At 32.1% G+C, this 3,438-nt stretch carries 2 protein-coding genes; one reads left to right on the top strand and one right to left on the bottom strand.

The genetic code is table 11. The features are described from left to right. Positions 1–16: 16 nt before the first annotated feature. On the bottom strand, positions 17–2,524 hold the full coding sequence (locus Q0616_RS02720) for an outer membrane beta-barrel family protein (RefSeq protein WP_171621880.1): 2,508 nt from the start codon (positions 2,522–2,524) through the stop codon (positions 17–19). Positions 2,525–2,761: 237 nt separating this feature from the next. Here Q0616_RS02720 and Q0616_RS02715 point away from each other — a divergent pair, with 237 nt between their 5' ends. Continuing rightward, the gene (locus tag Q0616_RS02715) at positions 2,762–3,088 is read left to right on the top strand and encodes a hypothetical protein (protein WP_188319199.1); all 327 of its coding nucleotides are present in this window, start codon (positions 2,762–2,764) and stop codon (positions 3,086–3,088) included. Positions 3,089–3,438 lie beyond the last annotated feature (350 nt).

Here is a 3,438-nt window from a genome sequence, read left to right as displayed (position 1 = left end):
CAACCTAAGAAGCTGCCTACATTTGCATTTCTTCTCCCATCTCTTCTGCTTCAGGACGTTGTCTATTTCTATCTTTTTCATTTGTGTTCTTGAAACGATAAGTAAACGATAAATTAATCGAACGTTTCATCCAACGCATACTTTGATAATTAATATAATCCGATCCGTATTGTGTCATTTCACGTTTTCTTGAATTAAAAACGTCACGTACATTTAAAGATAAAGTAGCTTGTTTATTAAATAAATCTTTTGATAAAGAAAAATCCATTGACAAGTTATCTTCAATTTTTTGTTGCGCGGTTTTCATACTTCCCATGTAATTTCCAGCAACTTGAATTTTGAAATCTGCTGGTAAAGTAAAGTTAGATGATAAGCGTCCTCGAGAACTAAATCCGTCACCAGAAAAATCTTGTGCGTCTACTTGAGTAGAAACAATTCCTGTTTCAGGATCTTTTATTTCATTCGTTTCTTCGTAATATCCTGTTCTTTTGTATCCAAATAAATTCACATTCAACATCAAATTCCACCATCTTGCAGGTTTATAAGTTGCTGTTAAATCTAATCCATAACGATCTTCTTCACCTGCATTTATAGGCTTTGTAATGAATACATCTTCTCCGCTATCGTTGATATTTTTACGTTGAAACTGGTTAATCATATCTGTTGTTCTTTGGTAAAATAAACTTGGTGTAACCATTAATTTACCCACAGAAGCAATATAAGATAACTCTAAAGAGTTTGTATAGGTAGGATTAAGATCTGGATTTCCGTTTCTTACATTTCTATCGTCTGTAGCAGAGAAGAAAGGCATTAACATGAATCCCATTGGACGACGAACACGACGAGAATAACTTAATTGCATCTCGTTTTTATCCGTAAACTTATAGTTTAACGTTAACGTTGGAAATAAATCTGTGTATTTTTTAGAGATGTTTTCTCCTGTCGTATAATTCTTAATTTTCATATCAGAACTTTCCACGCGTAAACCTGCAAAATATTGGAACTTTTCTCCAATCGCATTTCCATATTGTGTATAAGCGGCTAAGACATTTTGTTGGTTATCTACATTTGCAAAAAACCTATCGTCTTCCACATAATTGCCATTATCTTCTAAGAAATAAGTTCTATTATTTGTTTTTGTATCACTAAAATCTGCACGAGCTCCCAATTCGAACTTCCCTTTTTCTCCAATTGGACGTACATAATCTGCTGTTATGACAACATTTTTCTGATCTTCTAAATTATCTGTAATACGATTTGAAAACTCATCAACATACGAATTTGTTGTATTGTCAAATCTTTTTGTTAATCCTTTAACCAAACCATCTTCATCTTCTTTTTGACTTGAGAATCGACCTGTGAAAACAAACTCGTGTCCTTTTTTATCAAACTCGTGTTTGTAGTTTAAATCAAAATCAAAGTTATTCTCGATTTCTTTTTCATCTTGAAGATTGTACTCATTTTTCAAGAAAGTCATCGCATTATCAAAATAATTATAATCAACCAACGCGTTATTATTTCCATTATTATAACGATAACCAGCCGATAAACCTACTGTGTTTTTATCATCTAAATAATATTCACCACCTAAACGAATATTATAATTTCTTCTAATTCTATTGTTATCTCGATCCGTTGATCTGTATTGTTTTACGACATCAGTACCTTTATTAAAACTTGTCATAAAAGCCGAACCTTCTCCTTCTCGATCCGCATAACGAGATCCTAAAGTTGTGTAGATATTGTATTTTTTCGTTTTATAATTTAAGTTCACATTTCCTCCAATCATGGTTGGAATCCCTCCATTCAAAGTTACAGAACCATTAAAACCAGCATTCGATCCTTTTTTCAAGACAATATTAATAATCCCTGCCGAACCAGAAGCTTCATAACGCGCCGATGGATTTGTCACCAACTCGATACGTTCTACATTTTCTGCCGGAATATTCTTTAAAGCATCTGCTACACTCGAAACACCTAACATACCTGATGGTTTACCATCAATCAAAAATTTGACATTATCATTTCCACGAAGCGAAACGTTACCTTCGGCGTCAACTTGTACAGATGGCACATTCGCTAAAGCGTCTGACAACGATTGACCTTGTGACATCGGGTCGTTTGCCATGTCATAAACTTTCTTATCTAATTCTACTTTGTAGATTGGTTTTTCTGCCGTTACAACAGCGGCATCTAAAGAAACAGTTTGAGAACCTTTCACAGAAAAAGTTCCTAAATCTAAAGCTGATGTTAAGCTAAGTTGCTTTTCTATCACATCATACCCCATTGGTTCTATGACCAAAATATATTCTCCTGCTTGTGCTTCTACCACAAAATCACCTTTTGCATCTGTAGCACCTTCGGCTACAACCCCTTCTTCAGTACTTTCAAGCGATATTGTAGTGTACTCTACAGGTTTGTTGTCGCTCGACAAGACTTTACCTCTAATTTTTAAAAGTTCTTGTGCATTCAAACTTGCACAAACACAAATAAACATTAGAGCAAATAAATTTCTTAACCTCATTTGTTCAATTTTTCTTTTACGTAGTTCTAAATTTTACAACTTATTAGACAAACCTTTTTCAAAAAGGTTTAATTCATAATAAAAAATATTCAAAAAAATTTGTCGTAATTCAACTATTGTTGTTACAATCTTTTATAAGTTATTGTATTATTCGATTAAAAATTTAACAAAACTTAGATTAAACCTTTTTTGTTATTTGATGTCTTAAGAGAGAATAAACAGTAAAAGTTGATAATTATGAGAACAGCATTTTATAAATATTTAGGTTTGGGATTAATTGCTTTCACTTTAACAACTGCATCAGCGCAAGATAGAAAAGAAGGTTCGAGAGAGCAAAAACTACAACAATTAAAAAAAGATTTGAATTTGACAGATGCACAAGTCATCAAAATAAAACAAATTGAAGACAGTTATGTTGATGAAAAACTTGAATTGAAAAAGAAAATGAGAGAAGTTCGTCAAAAAGAATTTAATGAAATCAATAATGTTTTTACGCCAGAACAGCGCGCCACATTAAAAGAGTTACACAACAAAAGACATCAAAATAGAAAAGGAGCTAATTAATAGCTCCTTTTCTATTGACCTATTGATTATTATTGGCGACAAATTACAGTTTATGCAATAAGGTATACGTCCTGTTTTATCCTCTATTTTTTTGAATGATAAAATAGTCTATTTCTTCGAACAAGTGTCGAAGAATATTGTTTAAAAAAAGCATATTAGTTGGTCTATTATTTTTGCATGAAATTCTATAATTTGGTACCACTTTATAAAATAACAAAAGGCAAACAAACGTTTGCCTTTTGTGTTATTGTGAATTAATACGTTGTGTAAATAACAACACATCTGATACACAAGGTTATCAAATGAATTGACTTTAGCTGTTTTAAACGCATAAAAATACCCAATAGTAG

The sequence above is a fragment of the uncultured Empedobacter sp. genome (genome assembly GCF_937930195.1).
Lineage (GTDB): Bacteria > Bacteroidota > Bacteroidia > Flavobacteriales > Weeksellaceae > Empedobacter > Empedobacter stercoris.
The sequence above is the reverse complement of the archived record's forward strand: the minus strand, read 5'-3'. Positions and strand labels throughout refer to the sequence as shown.

Bases quoted from the DNA above. Each gene is read 5' to 3' on its own strand.
- Q0616_RS02720 (WP_171621880.1), bottom strand. From the start codon at position 2,524: ATGAGGTTAAGAAATTTATTTGCTCTAATGTTTATTTGTGTTTGTGCA.
- Q0616_RS02715 (WP_188319199.1), top strand. From the start codon at position 2,762: ATGAGAACAGCATTTTATAAATATTTAGGTTTGGGATTAATTGCTTTC.